Origin of the sequence: Bacteroides sp. (genome assembly GCA_036351255.1) — a bacterium.
Taxonomy (GTDB): domain Bacteria; phylum Bacteroidota; class Bacteroidia; order Bacteroidales; family UBA7960; genus UBA7960.
Genome location: JAZBOS010000100.1, coordinates 13,432 through 34,861, shown reverse-complemented (window position 1 = coordinate 34,861; position 21,430 = coordinate 13,432). Strand labels below are relative to the sequence as shown.

The 21,430-nt window shown below is 47.7% G+C and carries 20 protein-coding genes; 3 read left to right on the top strand and 17 right to left on the bottom strand.

Translation table 11 applies throughout. From position 1 onward, the window contains the following. Positions 1-9 precede the first annotated feature (9 nt). Both V2I46_09820 and V2I46_09815 read left to right on the top strand, forming a co-directional pair. Positions 10-2,499 (top strand): glycosyl hydrolase family 65 protein, encoded by a 2,490-nt coding sequence (locus V2I46_09820; GenBank protein MEE4177796.1) that lies wholly within the window; start codon positions 10-12, stop codon positions 2,497-2,499. A 10-nt stretch (positions 2,500-2,509) separates the two neighbouring features. After that, a complete protein-coding gene (locus V2I46_09815) occupies positions 2,510-4,702 on the top strand; it encodes a bifunctional alpha,alpha-trehalose-phosphate synthase (UDP-forming)/trehalose-phosphatase (GenBank protein ID MEE4177795.1) in 2,193 nt (730 codons plus the stop codon). On the opposite strand, the gene V2I46_09810 is transcribed toward V2I46_09815, so the two are convergent. From V2I46_09810 to V2I46_09770, 9 genes are all read right to left on the bottom strand, one after another. Beyond that, entirely contained in the window at positions 4,699-5,634 is a 936-nt protein-coding gene (locus V2I46_09810) for a mechanosensitive ion channel domain-containing protein (protein ID MEE4177794.1), read from the bottom strand. The genes V2I46_09815 and V2I46_09810 overlap by 4 nt on opposite strands. A 130-nt stretch (positions 5,635-5,764) precedes the next feature. Next, positions 5,765-7,003 (bottom strand): dipeptidase, encoded by a 1,239-nt coding sequence (locus V2I46_09805; GenBank protein MEE4177793.1) that lies wholly within the window; start codon positions 7,001-7,003, stop codon positions 5,765-5,767. 79 nt (positions 7,004-7,082) lie between these two features. Then, positions 7,083-7,637: a hypothetical protein gene (locus V2I46_09800; GenBank protein ID MEE4177792.1), complete on the bottom strand. Its 555-nt coding sequence runs from the start codon at positions 7,635-7,637 to the stop codon at positions 7,083-7,085. A 3-nt stretch (positions 7,638-7,640) separates the two neighbouring features. After that, positions 7,641-8,387 (bottom strand): outer membrane lipoprotein-sorting protein, encoded by a 747-nt coding sequence (locus V2I46_09795; GenBank protein MEE4177791.1) that lies wholly within the window; start codon positions 8,385-8,387, stop codon positions 7,641-7,643. Between the two features lie 27 nt (positions 8,388-8,414). Beyond that, complete coding sequence (locus V2I46_09790; GenBank protein MEE4177790.1) at positions 8,415-9,689, bottom strand: FtsX-like permease family protein; 1,275 nt, start codon at positions 9,687-9,689, stop codon at positions 8,415-8,417. Further along, on the bottom strand, positions 9,686-10,861 hold the full coding sequence (locus tag V2I46_09785; protein ID MEE4177789.1) for an FtsX-like permease family protein: 1,176 nt from the start codon (positions 10,859-10,861) through the stop codon (positions 9,686-9,688). Before V2I46_09785 ends, V2I46_09790 begins: the two co-directional genes overlap by 4 nt. Positions 10,862-10,872: 11 nt before the next feature. Continuing rightward, a complete protein-coding gene (locus V2I46_09780; GenBank protein ID MEE4177788.1) occupies positions 10,873-11,565 on the bottom strand; it encodes an ABC transporter ATP-binding protein in 693 nt (230 codons plus the stop codon). A 36-nt stretch (positions 11,566-11,601) separates the two neighbouring features. Then, positions 11,602-12,738 (bottom strand): hypothetical protein, encoded by a 1,137-nt coding sequence (locus tag V2I46_09775; protein MEE4177787.1) that lies wholly within the window; start codon positions 12,736-12,738, stop codon positions 11,602-11,604. A gap of 30 nt (positions 12,739-12,768) precedes the next feature. Then, entirely contained in the window at positions 12,769-13,371 is a 603-nt protein-coding gene (locus V2I46_09770) for a TetR/AcrR family transcriptional regulator (protein ID MEE4177786.1), read from the bottom strand. Positions 13,372-13,564: 193 nt separating this feature from the next. On the opposite strand from V2I46_09770, the gene V2I46_09765 reads away from it, so the two are divergent. Then, positions 13,565-15,592 carry a TonB-dependent receptor gene (locus V2I46_09765; protein ID MEE4177785.1) on the top strand — a complete coding sequence of 676 codons (2,028 nt, stop codon included), beginning with the start codon at positions 13,565-13,567 and terminating at the stop codon, positions 15,590-15,592. Between the two features lie 4 nt (positions 15,593-15,596). Here the strand turns inward: V2I46_09765 and V2I46_09760 are convergent, their stop codons facing one another. From V2I46_09760 to V2I46_09725, 8 genes are all read right to left on the bottom strand, one after another. Beyond that, the gene (locus V2I46_09760; protein MEE4177784.1) at positions 15,597-15,815 is read right to left on the bottom strand and encodes a hypothetical protein; all 219 of its coding nucleotides are present in this window, start codon (positions 15,813-15,815) and stop codon (positions 15,597-15,599) included. A 76-nt stretch (positions 15,816-15,891) separates the two neighbouring features. Continuing rightward, positions 15,892-16,773 (bottom strand): dihydrodipicolinate synthase family protein, encoded by an 882-nt coding sequence (locus V2I46_09755; protein ID MEE4177783.1) that lies wholly within the window; start codon positions 16,771-16,773, stop codon positions 15,892-15,894. Positions 16,774-16,859: 86 nt separating this feature from the next. Beyond that, positions 16,860-17,789 carry a glyoxylate/hydroxypyruvate reductase A gene (locus V2I46_09750; protein MEE4177782.1) on the bottom strand — a complete coding sequence of 310 codons (930 nt, stop codon included), beginning with the start codon at positions 17,787-17,789 and terminating at the stop codon, positions 16,860-16,862. A gap of 3 nt (positions 17,790-17,792) precedes the next feature. Next, positions 17,793-18,380: a CDP-alcohol phosphatidyltransferase family protein gene (locus V2I46_09745; GenBank protein ID MEE4177781.1), complete on the bottom strand. Its 588-nt coding sequence runs from the start codon at positions 18,378-18,380 to the stop codon at positions 17,793-17,795. A gap of 18 nt (positions 18,381-18,398) precedes the next feature. Continuing rightward, positions 18,399-19,073 carry a hypothetical protein gene (locus V2I46_09740; GenBank protein MEE4177780.1) on the bottom strand — a complete coding sequence of 225 codons (675 nt, stop codon included), beginning with the start codon at positions 19,071-19,073 and terminating at the stop codon, positions 18,399-18,401. A 20-nt stretch (positions 19,074-19,093) separates the two neighbouring features. Further along, positions 19,094-19,813, bottom strand: a complete 720-nt coding sequence (locus V2I46_09735) for a phosphatidate cytidylyltransferase (GenBank protein ID MEE4177779.1) — start codon at positions 19,811-19,813, stop codon at positions 19,094-19,096. Between the two features lie 41 nt (positions 19,814-19,854). Then, on the bottom strand, positions 19,855-20,652 hold the full coding sequence (locus V2I46_09730) for a sulfite exporter TauE/SafE family protein (protein ID MEE4177778.1): 798 nt from the start codon (positions 20,650-20,652) through the stop codon (positions 19,855-19,857). 170 nt (positions 20,653-20,822) lie between these two features. Next, positions 20,823-21,404, bottom strand: a complete 582-nt coding sequence (locus tag V2I46_09725; protein ID MEE4177777.1) for a CDP-alcohol phosphatidyltransferase family protein — start codon at positions 21,402-21,404, stop codon at positions 20,823-20,825. Between the last annotated feature and the right edge of the window lie 26 nt (positions 21,405-21,430).

Below are 21,430 nucleotides of genomic sequence, written 5' to 3'. Positions count from 1 at the left end.
GAATTGTTAATGGATCAAGACTGGACAGTAATATACAAGGGATTTGACAAAAAGGAACATCCGCTTCAGGAAGCCCTATGCTCACTTGGTAACGGTTATTTTGTGATCCGCGGTGGGCTTGAAATGGCAAGGAATAAGACTGGGTCTGAAAGAATGGCAAAGGGTAATGCTGAGGCTAAATCTAAGGTTAGGGAAGAATTTAAGGATAAGGATGAGATTGCGGGAAAGGATTGGAATTATCCGGGAACTTATTTGGCCGGAGGGTACAATCGTTTGAAATCGGTTGTTCAGAACAAGATCATTGAGAATGAAGACTTGGTTAACTGGCCCAACTGGATGTTTTTAAATTTCAGAATCGATGGCGGGGAATGGTTTGACCTGGAGCACGTGGAAATCCTTCATTTTGAAACTCGGTTGCATTTGAAGGCAGGCATTCTAGAGCGGATCATGCGTTTTTGCGATGCTGAGAAGAGGGAAACTAGCATTATTAGCCGAAGACTTGTGAGCATGGATAACTATCATTTATCGGCTCTGCAATGGCAATTCAAGGCTGAAAACTGGAGTGGGAAAGTGACCTTTCGTTCAGGCATTGATGGATGTATTATCAACAATAACGTGGCCCGATATGCTGACCTGAATCAGGATCATATTGAAGTACTGGAAAAGGGGGCCATTGGGGATACTTCTGTATTTTTAGTAAGCCGTAGCCGTCAGTCGCAGATCATAATGGCCCAGGGCGCTCAATTGAAATGCTATCAAGGGGAAAAACTTCTTGAGTTAAAGCAGCAAAAGGCAGAGCAGGAGGATTTCATTGCAGGCGATTTTAAAATTGAAATCATTCAGGGAAACACCATCACCTTAGAGAAGACAGCTGCTTTATTCACTTCGCGCGACTTTGCCATCAGTGATCCCCTGAATGAGGCCAAGAATCTGATCCAAAGGATGCCTTCTTTTGAATTGCTGGAAGAAAAACATTCCCAGGTTTGGGAGCATTTGTGGCATTACAACGACATTGTGATAAAAACCAGCAATGGCTTCGATCAGTTAGTGCTGCGGTTGCATATATTCCATCTTTACCAGACGGTTTCCAACAACAGCATAGACTACGACATTGGCATTCCTGCAAGGGGATGGCATGGAGAGGCCTATCGTGGACATATTTTCTGGGATGAGCTATACATACAGCCGTTTATTGACCTTCACCATCCGCAGTTGTCACGCTCTTTGCTAATGTACCGTTACCGTCGTTTGCCTGAAGCACAAGATGCGGCCCGTGAGGCTGGTTATCGCGGTGCCATGTTTCCCTGGCAAAGCGGAAGCAATGGTCGGGAAGAGACCCAGAAAGTGCATTTGAACCCTGAATCAGGACGCTGGATGCCAGATGTATCCCATTTGCAACATCATATCAATGCGGCAATCCCATACAACGTATGGCATTATTACCAAAGTACGGGCGACATGGACTTCCTGCTTTCTCATGGGGCAGAATTAATTCTTTCCACGGCTTTGTTCTGGTCGAGTATCGCTCAATTTAATGAAAAACTTGAAAGGTATGAAATACGGAACGTAATGGGCCCCGATGAGTACCATACACACTATCCTGATTCGGAAGAACCTGGGCTTCACAACAATGCCTATACCAATATTATGGCCGTATGGGTCATTCAGCATGCGTTGGATTTGCTTGAACTGCTCGATCAGTCCTGTTGCATTAATCTCGCCCATAAAGTTGAATATACTCCTGAAGATATTGACAAATGGAAAGATATTACTAAAAAGATGCATGTTCCATTCAACAAGGAACAAATCATCATGCAATTTGAGGGGTATGAGAATTTGAAGGAACTCGACTGGCAGCATTACTACAAAAAATATGGAAGCAAGTCATTACGCCTCGATCGTATCCTGGAGTCAGAAGGTGACTCCTGCAATTTCTATAAGGCCAGTAAACAGGCCGATGTGCTCATGTTGTTTTATCTTTTTTCGCAAGAGGAGTTAAGTGCCATTTTTAAAAAGCTGGGATATAATTTTGATCCGGACAGCATTCCAAAAAACATTGAATTTTATCGCAAGCGTACTGCCCACGGCTCGACCCTGAGCCAGGTCATCCATGCATGGGTGTATGCCCGTTCGCGTCGCGATGAGTCTTGGAGGCGTTTTCGCGAGGCTCTTATGAGTGATTTCAGGGACGTCCAGGGTGGAACCACACATGAAGGTATCCACTTGGGTGCCATGGCTGGCACTCTCGACTTGGTGCAGCGTTGCTATAGCGGACTTGAAATACGGGACGATGTGTTATGGTTCAATCCCAGGCTGCCAGATGACATTGCATTGGTGAGTTTCCATCTGCGCTATCGTGGTCATTGGATGAAACTGATCATTAATCAAAAGAAGTTAAGTATACAATTTGATAAAGGATGGGCTAATCCTGTGACCATAGGCGTAAAAGGCGTGACTCACCTTTTTGAAACCAACGACTGTAAAATATTTTACCTCTAATAATAATACCATGAGATTATTAATCGTTTCTAACCGTTTACCTGTGGCATTAAGCCAGGAAAACGGAAAATTCCATTTTGAGAAAAGCGCTGGAGGACTGGTTTCAGGACTTAGTGATTTTCTGAAGGGCTTGGGCAAGGATGAAAAAGAAATTACAGATTCCATCTGGATGGGATGGCCAGGGATGACTATTGAGGAGGGAGATCAGGCAAAGGTGCGCTCCACTGTTGAGGAAAAATATAATGCATCGCCAGTTTTTCTTTCCCAGAAGCTAATGGATAAGGTGTACCTGGGCTTTTGCAACAAGACAATTTGGCCGCTGTTCCATTATTTCCCCAACTATGCCAGTTTTGAAAGGGAATACTGGAATGAGTACATTCGTTCTAATGAGATATTCTGTGAGGAGATCTTAAAGGTCTTACGGCCTGATGATATTGTGTGGGTTCACGACTACCATCTGATGTTGTTGCCGGCCATGCTTCGAAAACGAGTGAATAACCCAATCGGGTTTTTTCTGCACATCCCCTTTCCCTCCTTTGAAATGTACCGGCTGTTTCCCAAAGAAAGCAGGACAGAGATTCTGAGAGGATTGTTGGGATCTGATCTTATAGGTTTCCATACACACGATTATACGCAGTATTTTTTGCGGGCAGTGTTAAGGATCCTTGGAATGGAAAACCATATGGGGACCATAAACCTTCCCGACCGTGTTGTCCGGGTGGCAACCTTCCCAATGGGAATTGAGTTTGACAAGTTTCACAATATGGATGTTTCCCCTTTCCCCTCTGAGAAACCAGGCCCGGGTGAACCCCGGGTAATCCTGTCCGTGGACCGGCTGGATTATTCCAAGGGACTGGTAAACCGGCTGCAGGGCTTTGAACTGTTCCTGCGGCAAAATCCAGAGTGGCACGGAAAAGTGTTTCTCAATATGATTGTGGTTCCTTCACGGACTGGGGTAACTTCCTACCAGAAGATCAAGCGCAGGCTGGATGAACTAGTTGGAAATATCAACGGCAATTACGGGAAATTTGATTGGACACCCATCATTTACCAGTTTACGTCCCTGCCTCACAAAGAGTTAATTGCGCAGTACCGCCTGAGTGATGTTTCGCTGATTACCCCACTTCGCGATGGAATGAATCTTGTTGCCAAGGAATATGTTGCCTCCCTTCGCGACAAACTTGGCGTTCTGGTGCTCAGTGAATTTACAGGTGCTGCCAAAGAACTTGGTGAAAGCATTATCATCAACCCAAACAACATTTATGAGATTGCTGATGGGATTGCTGAAGCCCTCAATATACCGGAAGAAGAGCAGATCAGGCGCAATGACATCATGCAGAAGAGGCTGAAGCGTTACAATGTGACCAAATGGGCATACGACTTTGTTGAGAGTTTGCTTAAAACCAGCCGAATTTCAAATTATACTTCTGAAGCCAGATTACTAAAAACGGACCTGAAGGACCAGTTGCTAAAAGAATACCAACAAGCAAAAAACCGTTTGATCATTGTAAATTACGATGGAACCCTGGTTCCCATCCATAGCAATTTAAAGAAGGCCAAACCGGGTCCGGAACTCATCGAGTTGCTGACAAATCTTAACCGGACCGAAAAGACTGATATTGTGATTATCAGTGGTCGTGGGAAGGAAGACCTGGATGCCTGGCTTGGGGATACCCCAGTGAACCTGACCGCAGAGCATGGCTGCTGGATCAGGGAGGCCCTGCAAGGCGACTGGGAATTGTTTAAACCGCTTAGTAATGAGTGGAAAGCAGAAGTGATACCCATCCTGGAGATGTATACCGACCGTTTGCCGGGAGCATACATGGAAGAGCGCGATTATTCCATTTCCTGGTATTATCACAAGGCTGATATTGAGCAAGCTGCTTTCCTTTCAAAAGAAGTAAGCGACCATTTGCTTTCCATTACCACCAATATTGGGGTACAAGTGCTCACGGGCCACCGGGTGATAGAGGTTAGCAACTCGGGTATTAACAAGGGAGAGCTGGCCATGCACTGGCTTTCGCGCAAGCCCTATGATTTTGTGATGGCTATGGGAGCCGGATGGTCCGATGAGATGCTTTTCCAATCGCTTCCCGTGCATGCATGGTCCATCCGTGTGGGGATGCTTTCAACAATTGCCAAAAACGTACTGAAGAATCAGGCCGATGCCTTGGAGTTATTAAAACTTTTAGAAAAACATTAAGTCATTGCCGTTTTGTCCTCTGGATTTTCCTTAATAACTACCCTGGTCCGGGGCAGGCATTGAGGATATTCACGCTGTATAAAAGAAATCAGTTTCTCACGCACATATACACGCAGGTCCCAGGCTTCCGGACTGGTAGGTGCACTCATCAGGGCACGGATCTCCATTGTGTGTTCCTTTGCATCCGTAACTTGCAACACATTCACCTTTCCGTCCCATAGAGTGGTGGCCTTTAATAGGCGGGTAAGTTCTTCTCTCAGGGCTTCTATCGGAAGACTGTAGTCCGTATAAAGGAAAACGGAACCAAGGATGTCAGCTGAAGTACGTGTCCAGTTCTGAAAAGGCTTTTCCAGAAAGTATGTTGTGGGTACCACCAAGCGTCGTTTATCCCAAAGGCGTACTACTACATATGTCAAATTGATCTCTTCGATCCATCCCCATTCATTTTCAACGATCACTACGTCATCAATACGAATTGGCTGAGTAATGGCTATTTGCAAACCCGCAAGAATGGACCCCAAGGCTTTCTGAGCTGATAAACCGAGGATAATCCCTGCCACCCCTGCAGAGGCAAAAAGGCTTATGCCTATGTTGCGCACTTGCTCGAACAGCATCAAGGCAACAGCAATTCCGATGAGGATAACAATAAAAATAAGGATTTTTTCAAGGATGTTGTATTGGGTATACACTCTTCGCGTATCCAGGTTATTGGATTCCTTGAGGTCATAATTCTTCAGTAGCTGATTCTTCAGGATACTTATCAGGGCAACGATTCCCCAAGTGACACTAATCACGAAAAGGACCTCGCCGGCTTTTTTCATGCCTGCAATAAACTCAGGATGGTCAATGCCGATCGGTTGGATGCCATACTGCATAAAAAAAGACAGCAATAAAATAAAAGCAGGAGCAATAAACCTTGAAAAAACTTTCATGGATTTGAGTATTGATCAACGTAAAAACCACAAGGAAAACCATGTTGTTAAATATTCAACAAAGAACATGCGGTGAGGTTCATTATTGAGACCTTGGTTAACCAAAAGCGCAAATCTGGAGGGGAAAAGATCAGGACCGCTTGCCGGCTATCCTTTCGTTCTCGCGGAATACGCGCATGAAATTGCCTGCCCAGATCTTCTCAATGTCTTTTTTGCTGTAACCGCGGCTTACCAGTTCAAGGGTAATGTTTCCCATTTGGGTCACATCGTAGCAGTCTTCCAGGGCCCCGCCTCCGTCGAAGTCGGTTCCAATGCCAACGTGATCGATGCCGATGAGGTTCACGATGTGGTCGATGTGGTCGACCAGGTCGGACACGGTAGCCATGGGGGCGGGATATTGGCGGTTGATCTCGTCCCACATGCTTCGCAGTGTATCCATTTCTTCTTCTGAAAGCAGCTCACGGTCAGGGAAGGCGGCACGCATGGCAGCAAAGGCCGAGTCGCGCTGGGCATTGGCCGGAAGTTCTTTTACATAGCTGCTCAACACGCACATTTGTATTACCCCGCCATTTTCGGCCAGTGCAATCAGCATATCGTCGTCCAGGTTTCGAGGATTATTGCAAATGGCCCTGGCATTGGAGTGTGAAGCAATGACAGGTGCCTTGGTGGCTTCCAGAACGTCATAAAATGCTTTGTCAGAGATGTGGCTCACATCTACCATCATTCCCAGGCGGTTCATTTCGCTGACCACTTCACGGCCGAAACCGGAAAGCCCATCGTGCAGGGGGCCTTCTTCATCGGTTGAGGAGTCGCATATTTGATTGTTACGCGTATGGGAGAGGGTAATGTAGCGGGCGCCCAAATCGTAAAAAGCTTCCACCATGGACAAGTCTTCCCCCACAGGGTATCCGTTTTCCAGTCCGATATAAATGGCTCTTTTCCCTTCTGATTCCAAACGGTAAGCGTCTTTTGGGGTCAGCGCCAATTCGGCCTGATCCGGATGCTTTTCAAGGGTCTGGTGAAGCATATCGAATAAATCGATGGCTTGACTCTTCGCCCTTTCATAGGCTTCCGGGTTAAGTGGTCCCTGGCTGAGGAAAACGGCAAAAAAAGCGGCATCCTGACCACCTTCTGCCATTCGCGGGAAGTCGATTTTTCCGGCACGCCCCTGTGATTCATTGCGCTCACTGATGTCGAAACTGCTGCGCATCATCCGCAAGGGCGTATCGGTATGGCTGTCAAGCGTGAGCACCTCCTGGTGGATAGCTTTTGCTTTATGCGCCAGTTTTTCTTTAGAAGGCTGGCAGGAAACCATTACGATTGTCATGGAAACCATGGCAAAAAGAGAAATCAAACGGGGTAGTTGCATTGGATAAGATTTTAATGGCGTAAAAGTAGAAATTTTTAAATCTTTTCCAAACCACACCGACTGTATAATTCATAGAATCTCATTTTCTCTTTAAGGAACTGATCAGGCCCCAAACCGACAATCCAATGATGATCAGAATGGAAAGGAAAACCAGGACCCATTTGGCCATACCCATAATGGAAGTGAAGCCAGCCAGGGCAGTGGCCTTATGTGGAAATAGCTTCAGCAGGCCCAGGATGCCGGCATTCTCTACAAAGTCGAAGATCATGGCAGTCACAGGAAGCAGGTTTAGCTTCTGCAGGGACGTTCCATGAAACCCCGTCATTTTCAGGGTCCAGCTCATGGAGAATGCCATCAACCCGCCGTAAACAAATGGATACAGGGAGTCAATTACCGCAATGGTTGTTATATATCCCTGCCTTCCTGCCTCCCCGTAGCTGCTTAACAGGTAATTGGCCTGATCGGGTCTGAAGCCGAAAAGAGTGTCGAGTAGGGGCATTCCTTCACCGGGGCCAAAATGAACAATGAAGTAAGGGAAGAGGAAACGATTGAAAACCACCAGCAGCGCTATAAGGATCAAAATAATGAGCCCATTGGCTTGCCTGAGCAGCCAGTTAGAAAATTTGCTGATCATCTTTTACCTCCTGAGTGAAGCTTTGCTGAAAATGTGTTCAGGGATGTCTTCATTAAATCTGATGGTGAGGACCTTAAATTCCGTGCCATCGCCTTGTTTGAGCATGTCTTTGAAGACCATGGTGGTGGGATACCAGCGACCGTCGATTTGCTTTACATCCGAAAAGATAGTTTTTTTCAGCAATTGCCCGCTTTTTGCAAAAAGATCCTCCCGCAAGGGAACAAAACGCTCGGCATCGATCCATATCTTCCTGGAATCATAGGCCAGGTCAGGAACCCTGGCCTTCAAATGAAGCACATAGGCTGGCCGGCCATCCATGGTTTCTTCTCCCAGAAATTCTGCCTCGTATACATCCGTTAACTTGCGGTCTTCCATCAGGTCTTCATATGACAGGTCGGAACCCATTACCGACTGCCTCAGCATGTGTCCCGAGATTTGAATGATACGGTCTGTGGCAGGCGAATAAATCCATAACTGGTCTTCCAGTTTCAGCATTTTTGTACCTGCATCCCGGGGAGGTGAGAGGTACTCGGAAAACGATTGAGTGTCACCCACTGAATAAGTGCGAACTGTCATAGTCCTGCTTCCTCTCCGTCCATTGATCGTCATACTCGATTCCAAAATACTGGTCTCCGAATAAGTATTGCGGTCCACACGATCAAGGATCTCATTAGCCGAAGGTTGAGCTAAGCCTTTGGAGGCCAGCAGGAAGAGACCCATTATCAATGAACATGTCCTAAAATTTTTCATTTTCATTTTCATTTTTCATTTCCAAAATTAAGCTTCCAGCTCTTTAAACAACTTGGCTGTTTGCCGTTTATAAATTCCAATACCTGAAAGGGCGGTACCAATCACTGTGGATAACACCCCTGGAATGAATCCTAGGTAAAAGTCCGGTGGGGTAATTCGGCAGCGAATGGTGTTGGGCATCATCATAGAAGCTCCGTCCATCATTCCTTCAATATTTATGCCATGAGTCTCCATATACCAGGCTAGAAGCAGGCCCAAAGAAGTACCGATCACAGAGCCCACCAAACCAATGATGACCGATTCATAGATCATGGTCCGGTAAATGTGACCTTTTTCTTCTCCCATAGCCAGGCGAACGCCTACCTCACCATACCGCCTGAGCCCACCAAGCAGCCCGGCATTCCATAAAACTAGACCCATGGCAAAAATGAAAACGAGAGAGATGTAATACGACCATACTCCAGCCATTTGGATGTAAGTGTCCATGCTGCCTTGCTGCCCCAGGGTCTTCATTACAGGGGCAAATTCATCCGGGTCCTCTTCATACTGGGCATTGAAGGCACCTGCAGTTTCCTTTGCAAGTTTATCCTCATAATACCCCCCGCCAAGAAAACCAATGATCTCTCCTGCGGCATCCTGCATGTCCAGGGCCATGCGGATGTCTTCAATGTCAGCCAGAATGGTTCCCCTGTCGAGCATTTCAACCCCAAAGGAGAGGGTCCCCGATACCTTGAAATTATACATGACCATGCTTCCATTCATGCTGGAGGCAATGAGGGTGATTTCATCCCCGGGCTGAATGTCCATTTTTTTGGAAAAGACCTCGCTGATCAATGCTTCACCAGGCTGTTCAGGGAGGCTTCCCCTGACCAGCACCCTTTCCAGGCCAAGCCGCTCCGCTTCCCTGGAATCCTTCGAGAGCAGGTCCAGTCCCATTCCCGCTGCAGGCCCCTGCGCGCGGGTTTCACCCTGTTCATCCGGCACGTCGAGCAGACCTCCGAACTGGATGCGCTCAGCCCATTCCATGTCAGGAAATTGCTGGGAGAGATCCTCCATCAGGGAAGAAACATCAAGCAGGGCCAGATCATTGGGCAGCTGATTCATCTCTTCAGCATAAGCTCGGGTCATTACCTTGACGTGCCCGTGAGTAAACCGGGCGTTGAGTTCTATGGTCTCTCCCATAAAACCCTTAATATATGCGTGGAGCCAAACGGTAAGGAAAACACCTATGGTTACCACAATGATGGGCAGGCGGCTCCGGCTCTTGTCGCGAATCAATCCTTTGATGAGAAATTTTATCATTGCAGTTTCCCCCTTAAAGCTTCAGTTGGATTCATTTTGGCAATTTTTCGTGAAGGCAGGTAGCTGACAATTGCTGTGGTGATCATCATCAGCAATACGGTCGATACCACCAGCCCAAGGGTATATATCGGGTAAAGGGTTTGGGCCATTGCCATCCCAAATTCACTGGCATCCATTGGCAGGGTCCAGCCTACTTTTGACTGCCAGTAAAGGAATGGTAAGCCATAAAGGGTCGCCGCAAGGGCTGCAAGTACGGCATGCATTGTGCCCTCAATGGTAAAAAGCCCTACTACTTCCCTGCGGGTATATCCAAGGGCTATATAGGTGCCAATCTCTTTCTGCCGCCTGAAAATGGAAAGTACCTGGGTGTCGAATATGGCCAGCATAGCCAGCAAAAGCAATATGGCATACAGAACCGTCTGTGCAGCACTTTTGGTTTTTATCAGGTCGTCTACTTGTTTGGTGAGGACCTCTTTGGGTTTCAGGGTCCAGCCTGTTAATTCAGGCCTGGGGGCATCCGGGTCGCGGAAAGTGAGAATGGTGGCATGGCCTTCAAGCAGAGTCAATGTTTCCAGGCGGTCCAGGGGAATGTAAACCTGGGCCATTTCTACGGCAGGGACATTGGAAGAGAAAATGTCGACGATCACGATCTCTGCAGCATCAAAGGTGCCATTGGCGTCCCGCCAGCGAAGGGTAACCCGGTCCCCTGTTTTTAGTTTAGTATTATTGGCCATCATATGGCCAATGAATGCAGGGATAGACTCCACAACGGTATCCAGCTTTTGAGCAGGAAGTTTCCACAAGGTCTGTTGCGGCCGGATGCCCGTGATGGTCACAGCCTGCATGCGCCCCTGGGGAAAAATGTGCCCTGGAATGAGCAGGGTGGGTTCCATGTCGCCTGCTCCTATTTCAGGCATCACTTCGCCAGGGATGGGCGCATTGCTGATATCAAGGGTCAATGGGTCATAAGGATCATAGGTTTCGTGCCAATATTGCCCCCCGGCGATCTGGTATTGGGTCATGTCGGTCTTAGCCTGATGATCCCAACCCACCAGGATCCCCTTGATCCAAATGATCACAACAAAGGAAAATGAAAGCACGAACACGTTTAGCCAGGTTCGCAGCCCGGCCCCGATCAGGTTTCGGTATGCCAGTTTGATTGCGAGTCTCATGGTTCAGTGTTTTAATTTTTTTGAATTATTTCCTCATTGTCAACCCTGCCGTCCAGCAAAAATATCTTGCGGTGCAGGTAATTAATCACCTTCTCGTCGTGGGTGGCGAAAAGGAAAGTGGTTTTCAGCTCTCGGTTCAGATTTTCCATCATTTTCAAAATGTTATGAGAGTTGGCTGCATCCAGGTTTGCGGTGGGCTCATCCGCCAATACAAGCGATGGTCTTTTGACCATGGCCCGGGCAATAGCAACGCGCTGGCACTCTCCCCCTGAAAGCTGAGGGGGCTTGGACTGGACCTTGTCGGTAAGACCTACCCATTCCAGGGCATCCATCACCATCCTTTTCCGGTCTGCCCCGCCCAGCTTTAGCAATAATAGCGGAAACTCTACATTCTCATACACGGTATGCACCTGCAGCAGGTTATAACTCTGGAAAATAAACCCCAGGCTTTCCTTGCGCAATTGGGCGGCTTCCTTTTGACTTAGTTTGCCAATGCCTTTCCCCATTACGTTGACGGTTCCTTCTGTGGGCACATCCAGCGAGCCTATGATGTTGAGCAGAGTGGTTTTCCCTGAACCACTTGGCCCTACCAGTCCGGCAAATTCGCCCTTACCAAAGCTCAGGTCTATTTCCCTGAGGGCGGTAAAATATCCCTTCCCCATCGGGAAGCGCTTAACCAGGTTTTTGATCTCAATGATTTCCATGGCGGTGTTTTTTTGTCAGAAGTCAGAACAAAGAATTTAGTGGTTATACACGATCATAATCTGAAAACCTTTTCCGGCAAACATTTCTGCACCTTCCGATTGCTGCGGCAACTGAAAAGTTTCCGGGTTCCAGAACCCCATCAGGTAAAAGGTGAACCGGTTCAATTGACGCTGCCAGCTGGCAAAGGAATACCAATGTTTGTTGGTCCAGTCGTAATAGAAGATGGTACTGATATTGTCGAGAATGTTTATGGGGTAAGAAAGAGAAGTAGCTGAGAAATGGGTTTTGTTTTTTAAAGCGAAGGGATCCCTGTCATAGGAGAAAAGCAACTGCTCAAGGATTATGTTCAGTCCATTTCCCAGGTTGAAAGTATAATCCATTCCCAGGTTCAGGATTTCCTGGTTGGTAAAGTCGAAAAGATCCTGGCGCTTATTGATCCAGGTGCCTTCCAGCCATAAGCCTACTTCCACATCCAGCTTGATATCAAATCCATAGCGGTTCTCAGAGATTTCGGGGAATGTAATGTACATTCCGGGGAATTCTATGTCAGCCTTGCGGTGATGGAAGGTCAGAGCCCCTTCTCCGCGGGGCACAGGGACCTGCAGACGCCCTCCGTATTCAGGGGTCTTTGGCGTAGTGGTGCCTATTTCCCAGGTCTTGGGCCCTTCATTACCATATAACCCCCATAGCCAGATATTGGTATTATTCAGAAAATAATATCTCCCCAGCAATCCCCAGACTCCGTCTGTAAGCTGAAGGGGGTCGCGCGGGTCCACCTGGTCAAACCACATCAGTGGCCTTAGCATGCTGGCTGATCCGAAGTTGATCTTCTGCAAACCCAGCCTAACTTCCAGCTGGCTGGTGGAAAAACGGGCCCAGGCCCGGTAAGGTTTGATCTTTCCTTCCGTGTGCAGGCTGTCAAAAGGATGTAAACCCCCGCTCCCGTTCATGTTAGCTGAAAATTCAAAGTCAACTTGGGGGCTCCCCTCCGGTAACAGGCTGAAATTCAACTGCGGAAGGTAACGGGCCCCTGCCCAAAGCGGTAACGAATTGCCGGGGTTCACATTGACCCAGGCAGAGGCCTGTCCCTGGAAATCAAAAACAGGCTGGCTGTGGCCTTGAAAAACCAGCAGCATCAAAAATCCAGGTAGTATGAATGCCCTTTTAAACATCGCTTATTTTTTTTCTTTTCTCAATACTCGTCACTCACTAGGCTTCTCGTTTCCTTCCCCGGGCACGATTCCAAAAGTGAACAATTTAGTCAGCTCCATCACCAGTTCCTGGGGGTTGTCATACAAATTCAGCAATTCGGGACTGGAAAGCATTTCACTTATTTTTGTTGATATTACAAAAAAAGCTTCGGGTTTAAAATCCTTGCGAAACCATCCTTTCTGTTGTCCAAGTTTGAAATCTTTGATGATCTCTTCCCAAACCTGATGAGTTTTCTTTTCTATGTGTGAAGAAAGCCCAAGTTCAGGAGAACTGTAGAAATCCTGAAGAAACTCCGGACTGATATCATTGGTGCCCTCCAGTTTCATCTGCAGGATCTGCTGCATCTTTTCCATTGCATTCGTTTGATCATCAGCCATGATTCCCTTAAACCTGCCGATGGCATCATCAACCACCTGGTCAAAAACGGCCTTGGCAAGCTCCGTTTTGTTTGCAAAATACCGGTAGAAGGTCATCTTGCTTACCAAAGCAGTGTGGCAGATCTCTTCCACTGAAACCCGCTTGAAACCATGTTTCCAGAAAAGATCCTTTGCACTGCTCACTAATGCTGTATATTTTCTGCTGGTTTTTTTCATATACAATGTTACAATTACTTTCACAAAGTTACGAAAAAGTTTTAATTTGCAACATATCGTAATAAAAAAAGTAAAAAATAATTTTTTAGAACAAGATTGAAGTTTTATTGTTGGTTATTTCAGGATGTGTAAGAAAGGAATTCTTGTTTTTTCCCTGATCATTTTTTCTCTGTCAATACGGGGACAGGATAACATGCCTCCCGCTATTGAAGGGGATACCTTGAAGGAAGTTGTGGTAACAGCCTTTAATGCCACACGAAGGTTATTGTCAATCCCTGGCTCCCTGACCCTCATCTCTCAGGCCCAAATCGAATCTGAAAATCCGGTCACAGTGATACCCCTCCTTCAGCAGGCCAGCGGGGTATTTACCCATTCAGGAACCCTGAGCACCAGCCGGATTACCATCCGGGGCATCGGCGCCCGTGAGCCATACTCCACAGGCAAGATCAGGGCTTATTTCAATAACATTCCCCTTACAAATGGTTCAGGAACCTCTATTGTTGAGCATATTGATCCTTCGATCATTGAGCGCCTGGAGATCATTAAGGGACCAGCCACTAGTGTTTACGGAGCGGGATTGGGAGGGACCATCAATATAGTCTCACGCCAGCCTTCCCTTCGCCCATCAGGAATAACCAGTACCACCCAGGTGGGCTCTTATGGACTGCTCAGGAACAGCCTCCTGCTTGACGGTTCACGCGAAGACATTTCCGGCAGCCTGGTTTACAGCCGGACCTCCATGGATGGTTACCGCCAGAACAGCGAATACCGCCGGGACGCCCTTACCGGAATTGGTCAGTATATCATGGATCAGAAAACAAAGGCAACCGCCCTGCTGTATTATTCTGGAATGAAGGGTTATATCCCTAGTTCTGTTGACAGTCTGACTTTTATGAATGATCCCCGGGCGGCCGCCGCCAGTTGGGGAAATGCAAAAGGCTTTGAAGATTCCCGGAAATGGCTTGCCGGAATTTCGGGTACTCACGCTTTCACTACCGATTGGCAACTTGACCTTAGCCTGTTTTCCACCCTGAATAATGAAATGGAACGGCGCCCCTGGGACTTTCTTTATGAAGACCGCATAAGCGCTGGCACCCGCATCCAGGCTTCCTGGTCTCCCGCAAAGGGATTGATGTATTGGAAAATCAGCGGAGGGGCTGAGCTGTTTTTTGAAGACTTCCGTTACAGAACCTATGAAAACCAAGGACTTGATCAAGGTCAGGGACAGATCATCAGCAGCCATCGCGAATCCATTCGGTTCTTTAATTTCTTTGCTCAGGCCGATCTGGATTATGGTCGTTTGAATCTCTCGGCCGGATTGAACGCAAATACCAACCGGGTGAATTACCAGGACCTCCGGCAGGCAGAGGGGGCAGATCGATCAGCCATTTATCGTTACGGCATTATTTTAAGCCCCCGCTTGAGCGCCAACTTTCGCTACAACAAGTACCATGCAGCCTTTGTTACCCTTAGCCATGGATTTTCTCCTCCCTCTATCGCCGAAACCCTCACCCCCGATGGTTTTGTGAACCTCGACATCCTGCCTGAGAAAAGCTGGAACCTGGAATCGGGATTCAGAGGAAGCATTCTGGATCACCAGTTGTTTTATGATCTGAGTTTTTATCGCATGATGGTCAGTGATTTGCTGGTGGCCGAAAGGGTAGGACCCGATGCATGGGTCGGTAGAAATGCAGGAAGCTCCGTGCACCAAGGGATTGAAGTTGAATTCAATGGGAAATTGTTTCGGTCAGAAACCCTGAAAGGCAAATGGTTGGATCTTCGTGAAATTTCCTGGCGAATGGCTTATAGCTTTAATGAGTTCCGCTTCCGTGACTTTGTGGATGAGGGTGTGGATTATTCCGGGAAGCAAATTCCCGGGGTACCCCGCCATTTTCTGAATTCCGGACTTTCCTTTCATTTCATGGGCGGGCTTTATGCAAGGGCAGCTTTCAGCCTGTCGGGGCGAATGCCAATGAATGACCTGAACACCCGTTATAGTGAGGCCTATCATTTGCTTGACTTAACCCTTGGTTATCAGCAAGATGTCGGGAATTGGAAACTGGATCTGTATGCTTCTGTAAACAATCTTACCAATCAGCATTATGCCTCCATGATCCTGGTCAATGCTCCTTCCTTTGGGAATAACCTTCCGCGTTTTTACTATCCCGGGCTCCCTGTCCATTATGCATGGGGGCTGCGTTTGGGATTTCAGAGGCATTAAGGAACTACTTTTCTTTTTCTTGCTCTTCCGCTTCCCTGCGAAGCCTTTTCCGCCAGAGGTAATACAGGATTACCACGGCAATGGGGATCACGATGAAAAGAACAATGTTGCCGGGGGTCTCAAAAAAGCCAACCGGCTCATTGTCAGTTGGGATATGGGTGGGAGTCTGGCCAATAGTTACCATTGCCTGCAGGAACAATAACAAGGAGATCAGCTTTCTCATGCTTGACATTTTTCAGGTTTCTGAAAGATAAACATTCGAAAAAAGGGAAGGTTCACCTGCTTGATCAGCGCCCGGCTTATAAGACCTCTTCCATCAGTTGCAGCAATTGTTCCCTGCGCTCCTTTTTCAGGGGCAGCAAGGGTTTACGGGAGGCTCCTCCATATAAACCGAGGTGGTCCATGGCTTCTTTAAGCGCAGGGACTCCCCACTGACGGGTTACCGCCAGGTTGAGGGCAATGATCTTTTCCTGAAAAGCCTGTGCTTCCTCCATCTTTCCTTCCCCGAACAATTGGTAAATCTCGATGCATTGTGCCGGGGCAATATTGGCCAGGGCGGCAATGCCTCCCACGGCGCCCAGCTTCAGGGCGGGCAAAAGGAAACCCGCCGAACCGGCCAGCACCTGGAAGCCGGGCTTTGCGCCATGGATGATCTGTTCCATTTTTTCCAGGTTCCCCCCGGAGTCTTTCAGCCCGATGATGTTGGGATGTGCAGCAATGGCCAGGATGGTTTCGGCCGTCATATCCAGCCCGCTGTTCGAGGGCATGTTGTAAATGATTACGGGGATGGTGGAAGCCTCGGCCACGGCAGCATAATGGCTCACAAGCGCCTCCAGGTCCATCTGCCCTTTGTAATAGGAGGGATTGAGCACCAGCACAGCATCAGCGCCTGCCTTCCCGGCTTCACGAGTCAGTTGAATCGTATCACGGGTCGATTCGCATCCTGTCCCTGCCAGCATCAGCTTATCGGGCGCTATGACTTCCCGCGCCGCATAAATGACCTCCAGCTTTTCCTTATGCTCAAGCATCACCAGCTCGCCATTGGAGCCCAAAACAAGAAAACCTGATAAATCATATCGGCTGAGTTTTTGAATGTTTTGACGTAGCTTGTCGGGACGCAGATTCTCTGATTTGTCAAAGGGTGTTGTCAGGGGAGGGAAGATGCCGTGAAGATCGATCATAATAAGGCTGTTTTTTGCTTGCGAATATAGTTGAAAAGCAGATTCCCAGGTCAGGGATATAAATATTGAATCAGAAAAACGCTTTCTCAGTATCCCGCTTCCCGGTTCACCATGTTTAGCAGGGGTTCTCCGCGCAGGGTACGGTAATAGTTCTCAAGGATCTGGGGAGCTACAGAATCCGGATCGGTCAGGCTGGCATTATGAGGGCTGATATGAATTTTGGGATGGCTCCAGAAAGGATGCAGAGACGACAGGGGCTCCTCGTTGAATACATCCAGGCTGGCACCATCCAGGTGACCCGAATCAATCACCTCCATCAGTTCTTCATCGACCACGTGTGCCCCGCGTCCCACATTGATTACCCAAGCCCCTTCGGGCAGCATAGACAAGTGTTTCCGGTTCAGTATTCCCTTGGTTTCCGGGGTGAGGGGCAGCAGACAAACCAGGATATCGGTCTGACCCAGGAAATCCTTCAATTGTACTTCTCCAAAAAATTTCTGATAGGCAGTGGGTTGCCCCTCGCTTCGGCTCCAGCCAAAGACTTGGAAACCGACCCTTAACAATCCGGAGGCCACGTGATGCCCGATGATGCCCGTGCCCATGATACCTATCCGCACCTGGTCCAGGCGCAGGTAGCGTTTTTTCTTCCACAGCTTTTGCTTTTGCTGCTCTTGAAAAAGGCGCAGATTCTTCATCCGGCTGAGAATCAAGGCCAAAACAAACTCATACATATCCTGCGAAAGCAAGGGGTCAATGATGCGCACGATCCGGATGTGCTGCGGGATGTCAGGGTCCCTCATCAGGTGATCCACACCTGCTCCCATCGATGAGATCGTCTTTAGCTTGGGGAATTCCCTGAAAATGCCAGGCCGGTGATTCCAGGCCAGGGCAAAAGCAACCTTCCCCGGATCTTTTAACGCTTGCAGGGTGATGACCTCCACCTCCGGGTCAGCCTTTTTTAGGGCCACTATCCAGGGCTGCAGGTTCAGGGTTTCACTGACGATCACAAGGGCCATATGCTATTCTTTTTCCTTCCTCATTAACCAGTACAGGCCTTTTACACCCGACTTAATGTCGTCGAGCCTGAGCAGCACCAGGATCTTTTCTATATAGGCCAATACGCCCAAACCCACAGCGAGGTAATATAACCACGGGATAAATTCATAAATAAAAAGGACAATGAAGAAAAACCCCTGCAGATAACCAGAGGTTACTGCGGAATAGAGGTGAAGCCCCGGAATCTTTTTAAAACGGTAAAAGGCAATGATGTAACTCATTATCAGTACGGCAAAGAAAAGGTACAGCAACCAGGCGTGAGGTTGAATCTCAGCCCATTTAAACTTGACAATTCCAAAAAGGGCCATGATATAAATTCCAATATCCGCCAGGTTGTCGAGGGCTGCCCCAAAACGGGTCTGCAGCTTAAAATAGCGGGCAATATTCCCGTCCAGAATATCGGTGATCAGGCTGGCACTGATCAGGATGGCAAACCACCATTCCTTACCCAGGAAACCAAGGACCAGAAGCACGGGGAAACTAAGCAAGCGCAACAGGCTTAGGGCGTTGGGTACATTCAGAATGTTTTCTTCTCGGACCATTATTTTCATAATGTAAGAATTTTTGAATTAAAGAAATAGAATCAGCATTATAAGGACACTAATAGGGATCAGCAGGTTATCCAAACCCCTCCAGCTGAACAACTCGGTCAGGGTACTTACCAGGGCAATGCCCAGGGCGAACCAAAAGGTTTTTACATCGAAAACCATCCTGTTGAAATACAAGGCAATGATACTGATGATGAAACTGGAAACGAAGAAAGAACCCGATCCCAGCCAGGTCTTCTTCAGCTTTCTGCCAAACAATTGGATTTTGCTGTTATACTGCTGAAGGTTCAAACCCAGGATCCCTGCGATGGGGTCGCAGATGGCCAGGATCAGCATCGGCAGTATGAAAAGAAACTGGTTGTCCAGCTTGATGGAGATCAGGAAAGTAATGTATATAGCCACTGGCAACATATAACTTCCCACTGATTTGCGGTCAATATCATGGATGGATTTTAACTGGGTGCCGTGCCGGCTGATGAACAGGATGATAAAGAACCCCACAGCCATAAAAAGCACATACCAATGGTCGTCAAAGAGATAAGGGAATGTAATGGTCGACAAGGTTGCCGTGAAATGAGCAAACTTGCGGGTGATCTCTCCCTTGATGCCCAATCGCCTGTAGGTCAGCTCATTGAAAATCAGCAACAACGTGATGCCAATTGAAAACAGGATGGTTAGTACGATCTGGTTTTTCATTTCCGCGGTGTTTTAGGTTCTTAAATGAGAACAGCCAGCGCGATCCAAGCACCGCCTGCGATCAGACTGTCAAAACGGTCAAGAAAACCCCCGTGTCCGGGAATGAGGCTACTGTAATCCTTCACCTGGTATTTCCGCTTGAAATAAGAGGTTAAAAAATCACCGATAAAAGCAAACAAGATGATTCCCAAAGCCAGTTGAAAGGCCTTCAGGGCGGGTGTGCCAACCAGCCCCCTGATCAGCAGGGTGCTGAGCAGGGCGATCAGGGTTCCCCCGATCAGACCTCCCAGGGTTTTGTTGGGACTGATCTTTGGGAAAATTTTTCGCCGGCCAAAAAGTTGTCCCGAGATCTGGCTGAAACTGTCAAATATTGAAAGCACCAGGAAAGTGAACAGGATCAGGCCGGGATCAAGCTTACTAAAACGCAGAAAGCCGGCAGAAAAAATGGCCAGGATTAAAAAGGACAGGACAAAAAAAGCCTTATGCGAAAAACCTGATTTCCAGAATAGCCGGGTGATTTCGATGAATCCCATGCCAATGATCAGAATGGCCAGGATATCAAAAAAGAAAGGCTTTAGAACGATGCTGAAAAACAACAGGTTGATGATCACAAAATAAGTGGCCAGCTTGGTATAACTTTTTCTGGCTTCACGGGCTTCTTTGCGGCGATTGATCAGGTAGAACCCCAGGGCTCCCAGCACGAAATAGGAAAGGATGATGATGTAAATGGTTTTGATCATTAAGCCACCGTTTAAATTATCAATGGTTTAAAAAAAGATCATCAGGTTACAATCATGATCAGGCCAACCAAGGCCATGGCCAGGGCATAATATTGCTTGATTTTTCCTTCAGCCCGCCCGATCCTGATCCCTGCCAACAGCCTGGGGCTTGAAAAAGCTCCGATGGTTGCCCCAAAAGCGAGGAAATAGACCAGGGTCATATCGATTTCCCCTACCAGAAAGTGGGCCCCAAGGGCTGAAACTGTATTGACAAATATAATCATTAAGGAAGTCCCCACCACCATTTTTATGGGCATGCGCAGGGAAAACAAGCCTGCAAGTACCGGGGCCGTGCCACTGGTGCCGAAAGTCCCTGTGACCATCCCTCCGATATATCCGTACACTGACCCAAGAAAAGTCTTTCTAAGGGGTGATTTCTCAGGGATGACTTGATCATTCTTGATTTTTTTCTGGTCCCGGAAATTGTTAAAAAGCATATTCAGGGCGAGGAGAAAAGAATAAGCTCCGAAAGTGGTCTTAAGTTGCTCAGCGGTCATCAGCCCGGTAAATCCAGCTCCTGTAAGGGCTCCCAGGATGCCTGCCAAACCGAAAACCACCCCCATCCGCAAATCAATATTACCCTTACGGTAATGTGCCACAGAACCTACCAGGCAAATAGGAAGGGTGGCCGCCAGCGAAGTGGCAACGGCCACCTGGGCATCTACCCCAAACAACAGGATCAGGATGGGTGGGAAAAAGAAACCTCCGCCTCCGCCGATCAGCGACGCCAGGAATCCGATGATAAATCCTACCAGCGGCAGCCAGAGATATGCATACTCAAACGGACTGTGAAATATCATAATGGACTTTTTCCCCGGAACCAAAGGTGGAAGATATTCACAGCAAAACCAAGGCCTCCTGAATCTCTTCCCCAGGTAAGATTCCTGATATTTGGCCGAAAGGTAGGTAATATTTTTGAATATATAGATTTAGAAGGGGGTTTACAAACCGGAGATAAGGGCTATCCGCTTCATCTTCCATGTTTCTGTTCTTTCATAACCCAGTAAAGCCCTTTCGCATTCGAGCGCATTTCTGTGAGGATGAATTGAATGCTCAGGTGCTCAAGGGCGGCCAGAATGCCCCAGGTCACCATAAAATAATACAGGGGAGTGATGAACCCAAAGGTGAAAAGAATGATGAAAAAGAAGGCCTGAATATATCCTCCGATCTTAAAAGAATAGAGGTGAAAACTGGGAAGGCGGCCAAACTTGACCAGGGAAAACACCAATGTGGATGCCATCAAAACAAACCAGAAAATGAAACTGTGAATGTGGGGCAGGAAGTCATCGAGCTTAAAAACCACCAGGCCCAGGAAAGCCAGGAAATAGGTGAAGTCGTCGGCAATGGAGTCGAGCTTTGCCCCAAACTCGGTGGCCATATTGAACTTCTTGGCAATGAATCCGTCGGCCACATCGGTCACCAGGTTAATCACCAGGAACAAGGCAAAAAACTTTTCATGGCCCGAAAGGATGAAATACAAAATGACAGGGAACATCAGGAGCCGGTAAAAGCTCAGCAGATTGGGAATCGTCAGGATTTCCTTCTTATTCATCGCCCCTCCTTCCTGTTAAATGAACA